The 6,272-nt window shown below is 64.4% G+C and carries 7 protein-coding genes; all 7 read left to right on the top strand.

The window, feature by feature from the left end:
• Positions 1-105 precede the first annotated feature (105 nt).
• The 7 genes from B3361_RS09550 to hslU all read left to right on the top strand — a co-directional run bounded on the left by B3361_RS09550 (position 106) and on the right by hslU (position 6,201).
• On the top strand, positions 106-675 hold the full coding sequence (locus tag B3361_RS09550; RefSeq protein WP_054905285.1) for a YqgE/AlgH family protein: 570 nt from the start codon (positions 106-108) through the stop codon (positions 673-675).
• Complete coding sequence (gene ruvX / locus B3361_RS09545) at positions 675-1,100, top strand: Holliday junction resolvase RuvX (RefSeq protein ID WP_054905286.1); 426 nt, start codon at positions 675-677, stop codon at positions 1,098-1,100. The genes B3361_RS09550 and ruvX overlap by 1 nt, the downstream gene beginning before the upstream one ends.
• Positions 1,101-1,149: 49 nt before the next feature.
• Positions 1,150-1,668, top strand: coding sequence for a bifunctional pyr operon transcriptional regulator/uracil phosphoribosyltransferase PyrR (pyrR, locus tag B3361_RS09540; RefSeq protein WP_054905287.1), 519 nt, complete (start codon positions 1,150-1,152; stop codon positions 1,666-1,668).
• A 12-nt stretch (positions 1,669-1,680) separates the two neighbouring features.
• Entirely contained in the window at positions 1,681-2,685 is a 1,005-nt protein-coding gene (locus B3361_RS09535) for an aspartate carbamoyltransferase catalytic subunit (RefSeq protein ID WP_009684474.1), read from the top strand.
• A complete protein-coding gene (locus B3361_RS09530) occupies positions 2,682-3,953 on the top strand; it encodes a dihydroorotase (RefSeq protein ID WP_029887681.1) in 1,272 nt (423 codons plus the stop codon). The genes B3361_RS09535 and B3361_RS09530 overlap by 4 nt, the downstream gene beginning before the upstream one ends.
• A 297-nt stretch (positions 3,954-4,250) precedes the next feature.
• Complete coding sequence (gene hslV / locus B3361_RS09525; protein WP_009682353.1) at positions 4,251-4,781, top strand: ATP-dependent protease subunit HslV; 531 nt, start codon at positions 4,251-4,253, stop codon at positions 4,779-4,781.
• A 76-nt stretch (positions 4,782-4,857) separates the two neighbouring features.
• Entirely contained in the window at positions 4,858-6,201 is a 1,344-nt protein-coding gene (gene hslU, locus B3361_RS09520) for an ATP-dependent protease ATPase subunit HslU (RefSeq protein ID WP_009682354.1), read from the top strand.
• The last annotated feature ends 71 nt before the right edge of the window (positions 6,202-6,272 follow it).

Genomic DNA, 6,272 nt, shown 5'->3' with positions numbered 1-6,272 from the left:
GGCGGCGCTCGATCTCACAACCAACAAAACCCTCAAGACACTGACCAACCAAACGACACAAAGCGGACCTTGTCAGCCCCGCCACCTGGCGCCACACTATCCCCCATGAAAACCCTCGCCCCGAGCTACCTCAAGCATCAGTTCCTGATCGCCATGCCGCACATGGCCGATCCGAACTTCGCCCAGACCCTCACGTACATTGTCGAGCACAACGCCCATGGTGCCATGGGCCTGGTGGTGAATCGGCCGCAGGAACTGAGCCTGGCCGATATTCTCGAGCAATTGCGCCCGGACGAAACGCCGCCGGACAGCACTTTGCAAGTGCCGATCTACCAGGGCGGCCCGGTGCAGACCGACCGTGGCTTCGTGCTGCACAGCAGCGAGTGCAGCTTCCAGGCGAGCGTGGCGCTGGAAGGGCTGACGCTGAGCACGTCGCAGGACATCCTGCTGGCCATTGCCGCCGGGGTCGGCCCCAAGCAAAGCCTGATCACGCTCGGCTATGCCGGCTGGGAAGCCGGCCAGCTGGAAGCGGAGCTGGCCGAAAATGCCTGGCTCAACTGCCCGTTCGACCCGCAAATCATCTTTGAAATGGCCAGTGACCTGCGCCTGGAGGCCGCCGCCGCCAGCCTGGGCATCAACCTGCACCTGCTGACCAGCCAGGCGGGCCACGCCTGATGACCGAACTACGCCTGCTGCTGGGTTTCGACTATGGCAGCAAACAGATCGGTGTGGCCGTCGGCCAGGTCATCACCGGCCAGGCCCGTGAGCTGTGCACGCTGAAGGCGCAGAACGGCGTGCCGGACTGGGCCCAGGTGGAAAAGCTGATTGCCGAATGGAAGCCGGACGCCATCGTCGTCGGCCTGCCATTGAACATGGACGGCACGCCCAGCGAAATGAGCGCCCGCGCCGAAAAATTTGCCCGCCGCCTCAATGGCCGCTTCAACCTGCCCGTGCACACCCACGACGAGCGCCTGACCACTTTCGAGGCCAAAGGCGAGCGCATGGCCCGTGGCGGCCAGCGCGGCAGCTACCGCGACAACCCGGTCGATGCCATCGCCGCGGCCCTGTTGCTGCAAGGCTGGCTGGAGGCCAATACCTGATCATCTTTGCCGCCGGCCACGCCCGGCGCACCCTTCCGAGGAGCCCGCAATGAGCCTACCCAACCCCGCCGAGCTGGTCCGGCAGATGGCTGTCGACCTTCGCGCCCACCTGGCCCGCCGCAGCATCAGCGGGCCGCGTTACATCGGTATTCGTACAGGTGGTGTCTGGGTTGCCCAGGCCCTGCAGGAGGCCATGGGCGACGAGAGTGCCATGGGTACCCTGGACGTCTCGTTCTACCGCGATGACTTCAGCCAGAATGGCCTGCACCCGCAGGTACGCCCGTCCGAGCTGCCGTTCGAAGTCGAAGGTCAGCACCTGGTGTTGGTGGATGACGTGCTGATGAGCGGCCGCACCATCCGCGCGGCGCTCAACGAACTGTTCGATTATGGCCGCCCGGCCAGCGTCACCCTGGTCTGCCTGGTGGACCTGGATGCCGGCGAACTGCCAATCCGCCCGAATGTGGTCGGCACCACCCTGTCGCTGGCCCCCGATGAACGGGTAAAATTGACCGGACCCGCACCGCTCGCCCTCGAGCGCCAGGACCTCGCCCCCGCTTCCGCCCTTTAAGAGTCCCCCGCGATGACGCCAATCGACGCCAAGCGCCCGCTGCAGCTCAATGACCAGGGCCAGCTGCGCCACTTCCTCTCGCTTGACGGTTTGCCCCGCGAACTGCTCACCGAGATCCTCGACACCGCCGACTCCTTCCTGGAAGTCGGTGCCCGGGCCGTGAAAAAAGTCCCTTTGCTGCGCGGCAAGACCGTGTGCAACGTGTTCTTCGAGAACTCGACCCGTACCCGCACCACCTTCGAGCTGGCAGCCCAGCGCCTGTCTGCCGACGTGATCAGCCTGAATGTGTCGACGTCCTCGACCAGCAAGGGCGAGACCTTGTTCGACACCCTGCGCAACCTCGAAGCCATGGCCGCCGACATGTTCGTCGTGCGCCACTCCGACTCGGGGGCTGCGCATTTCATCGCCGAGCACGTGTGCCCGCACGTTGCCGTGATCAACGGTGGTGACGGCCGCCATGCGCACCCGACCCAGGGCATGCTCGACATGCTGACCATCCGTCGCCACAAGGGCAGCTTCGAGAACCTGTCGGTAGCGATCGTCGGCGATATCCTGCACTCGCGGGTAGCCCGCTCCGACATGCTGGCGCTCAAGGCCCTGGGTTGCCCGGACATTCGCGTGATCGGGCCGAAAACCCTGATCCCGGTCGGTATCGAGCAGTACGGCGTGAAGGTCTACACCGACCTCGCCGAGGGCCTGAAGGATGTCGACGTGGTGATCATGCTGCGCCTGCAGCGTGAGCGCATGGCCGGTGGCCTGCTGCCCAGCGAAGGCGAGTTCTACCGCCTGTTCGGCCTGACCACCGCCCGCCTGGCCGGGGCCAAGCCGGATGCCATCGTCATGCACCCAGGCCCGATCAACCGGGGCGTGGAGATTGAGTCGGCGGTGGCCGACGGCAAGCATTCGGTGATCCTCAACCAGGTTACCTACGGCATCGCTGTACGCATGGCAGTGCTGTCCATGGCCATGAGCGGGCAAAACGCGCAACGTCAATTCGACCAGGAGAACGCCCAGTGACCATCAGCATTCTTGGCGCCCGGGTCATCGACCCCAACAGCGGCCTAGACCAGGTCACCGACCTGCACCTGGACGGTGGCCGCATTGCTGCCATCGGCGCCGCCCCGGCCGGTTTCAGCGCCAGCCGCACGATCCAGGCGCAAGGCCTGGTTGCCGCGCCTGGCCTGGTCGACCTTGGCGTGTCCCTGCGCGAACCGGGCTTTAGCCGCAAAGGCAACATCGCCAGCGAAACCCGCGCAGCCGTGGCCGGCGGCGTGACCAGCCTGTGCTGCCCACCGCAAACCAAGCCGGTGCTGGACACCTCGGCCGTGGCCGAGCTGATTCTCGACCGTGCCCGCGAAGCGGCCAACAGCAAGGTCTACCCGATCGGCGCCCTGACCAAGGGCCTGGAAGGCGAGCAACTGGCGGAGCTGGTGGCCCTGCGTGACACCGGCTGCGTGGCATTCGGCAACGGCCTGAAGGAAATCCCCAACAACCGTACCTTGGCCCGCGCCCTGGAGTATGCCGCCACCTTCGACCTGACCGTGGTGTTCCATTCCCAGGACCGCGACCTGGCCCAGGGCGGCCTGGCCCATGAAGGCGCCATGGCCAGCTTCCTTGGCTTGCCGGGCATTCCGGAAAGCGCCGAAACCGTGGCCTTGGCGCGCAACCTGCTGCTGGTCGAGCAGAGTGGCGTGCGCGCGCACTTCAGCCAGATCACCAGCGCCCGTGGCGCGCGGCTGATCGCCCAGGCCCAGGCACTTGGCCTGCCGGTAACCGCTGACGTGGCGCTGTACCAGCTGATTCTCACCGACGAGTCGCTGCGCGAGTTCTCCAGCCTGTACCACGTGCAGCCACCGCTGCGTACTGCTGCTGACCGTGACGGCCTGCGTGAAGCGGTCAAGTCTGGCGTGATCCAGGCGATTTCCAGCCACCACCAGCCGCACGAACGCGATGCCAAGCTGGCCCCTTTCGGTGCTACCGAACCGGGTATCAGCAGCGTCGAGTTGCTGCTGCCGCTGGCCATGACCCTGGTGCAGGACGGCCTGCTCGACCTGCCCACCCTGCTCGCCCGCCTGAGCAGCGGCCCGGCTGCCGCCCTGCGCCTGCCTGCGGGTGAGTTGAAAGCAGGCGGCGCGGCCGACCTGGTGCTGTTCGACCCGCAAGCCTCGACCGTTGCCGGCGAGCAATGGCTGTCGCGGGGTGAGAACTGCCCGTTCATCGGCCACTGCCTGCCGGGTGCAGTGCGTTATACCTTGGTCGATGGGCACGTTTGCCACGAGGCCTAAGGGCTAGCTGCAAGCTGCAAGTCGAAAGTCGAAAGTCGAAAGTCGCAAGAAGAAGCAAGCCTCCCACGGATCTGCTTTTTCTTGCCGCTTGTAGCTTGTAGCTTGTAGCTTGTAGCTTGCAGCTTGCAGCTTGCAGCTTGCAGCTTGCAGCTTGCAGCTTGCAGCTTGAAGAAGAAGCAAGCCACCCACCGATCTGCTTTTTCTTGTCGCTTGTAGCTTGAAGCTTGAAACTCTCCCCCCCACCCCCATATGAGTCTGCATCAGGCACTTTCGCCCCGCTGCGTGGAGACTCTCCCCTTGACCACCATCGTTTCTGTCCGCCGTAACGGCAAAGTCGTCATGGGCGGCGACGGCCAGGTATCCCTCGGCAACACGGTAATGAAAGGCAACGCCAAGAAAGTGCGCCGCCTGTACCACGGCCAGGTCATCGCCGGCTTCGCCGGTGCCACCGCCGACGCATTCACCCTGTTCGAGCGCTTTGAAGGGCAGCTGGAGAAACACCAGGGCCACCTGATCCGTGCTGCCGTCGAGCTGGCCAAGGAATGGCGTACCGACCGTTCCCTGAGCCGCCTGGAAGCCATGCTGGCCGTGGCCAACAAGGATGCCTCGCTGATCATCACCGGCAACGGCGACGTGGTCGAACCCGAAGATGGCTTGATCGCCATGGGTTCCGGTGGTGCCTACGCCCAGGCTGCCGCCCGCGCACTGCTGAACAAGACCGACCTCTCGGCCCGTGAAATCGCCGAGACCGCCCTGAACATCGCCGGCGACATCTGCGTGTTCACCAACCATAACCTGACCATCGAGGAGCAGGACCTGGCCGACTGACTCAGCTGTTCTGGCGCCCCATCCCGGTGATGGGGCTTTTCCACGCTGACTCATCTGCCCAAGGACCCAATTGATCATGTCCATGACCCCCCGCGAGATCGTCCACGAACTCAACCGCCACATCATCGGCCAGGACGACGCCAAGCGCGCCGTGGCCATTGCCCTGCGCAACCGCTGGCGGCGGATGCAGCTGCCGGCTGAGCTGCGCGCCGAAGTGACGCCGAAGAACATCCTGATGATCGGCCCGACCGGTGTCGGCAAGACCGAAATCGCCCGCCGCCTGGCCAAGCTGGCCAACGCCCCGTTCCTCAAGGTCGAAGCCACCAAGTTCACCGAAGTCGGCTACGTCGGCCGTGACGTCGAGTCGATCATCCGCGACCTGGCCGATGCCGCACTGAAGATGCTGCGCGAGCAGGAGATCATCCGTGTGCGCCACCGCGCCGAAGACGCCGCCGAAGACCGTATTCTCGATGCCCTGCTGCCGCAGGCGCGGGTGACCAGCTTCAACGAGGAAGCCGCGCAGACCAGTAGCGACTCCAACACCCGCCAGCTGTTCCGCAAGCGCCTGCGCGAAGGCCAGCTGGATGACAAGGAAATCGAGATCGAAGTCGCCGATGCCGTAGGTGTCGAAATTGCCGCGCCGCCCGGCATGGAAGAAATGACCAACCAGCTGCAAAGCCTGTTCGCCAACATGGGCAAGGGCAAGCGCAAGGCGCGCAAGCTGAAGGTCAAAGAAGCGCTGAAGATGGTCCGCGATGAAGAAGCGGGCCGCCTGGTCAACGAGGAAGAGCTCAAGGCCAAGGCCCTGGAAGCGGTCGAGCAGCACGGTATCGTGTTCATCGACGAAATCGACAAGGTCGCCAAGCGCGGCAATGTGGGCGGTGCCGATGTGTCCCGTGAAGGCGTGCAGCGCGACCTGCTGCCGCTGATCGAAGGCTGCACCGTCAACACCAAGCTGGGTATGGTCAAGACCGACCACATCCTGTTCATTGCCTCGGGCGCGTTCCACCTGAGCAAGCCCAGCGACCTGGTACCCGAGCTGCAAGGCCGCCTGCCGATCCGTGTAGAGCTCAAGGCACTGACCCCGGAAGACTTCGAGCGTATTTTGCGCGAGCCGCACGCTTCGCTGACCGAGCAGTACCAGGCGCTGCTGAAAACCGAAGGCCTGAACATCGAGTTCGTCGCCGACGGCATCAAGCGCCTGGCCGAAATTGCCTATCAGGTCAACGAGAAAACCGAGAACATCGGTGCCCGTCGCCTGCATACCCTGCTGGAGCGCCTGCTTGAAGAGGTGTCGTTCAGTGCCGGTGACCTGGCCAGCGCCCATGACGAAACGCCGATCCAGATCGACGCGGCCTATGTGAACAGCCACCTGGGTGAGCTGGCGCAGAACGAAGACCTGTCGCGTTACATCCTGTAAGCGGCAAGCTGCAAGCGACGAGCTGTTAGGCGTCGCTTGCAGCACCGCAAAACATGGCCGTTACATGTCTT

The organism is Pseudomonas sp. UBA6699 (assembly GCF_002454615.1).
GTDB lineage: Bacteria > Pseudomonadota > Gammaproteobacteria > Pseudomonadales > Pseudomonadaceae > Aquipseudomonas > Aquipseudomonas juntendi.
This window is presented reverse-complemented; position numbering and strand designations above follow the sequence as displayed.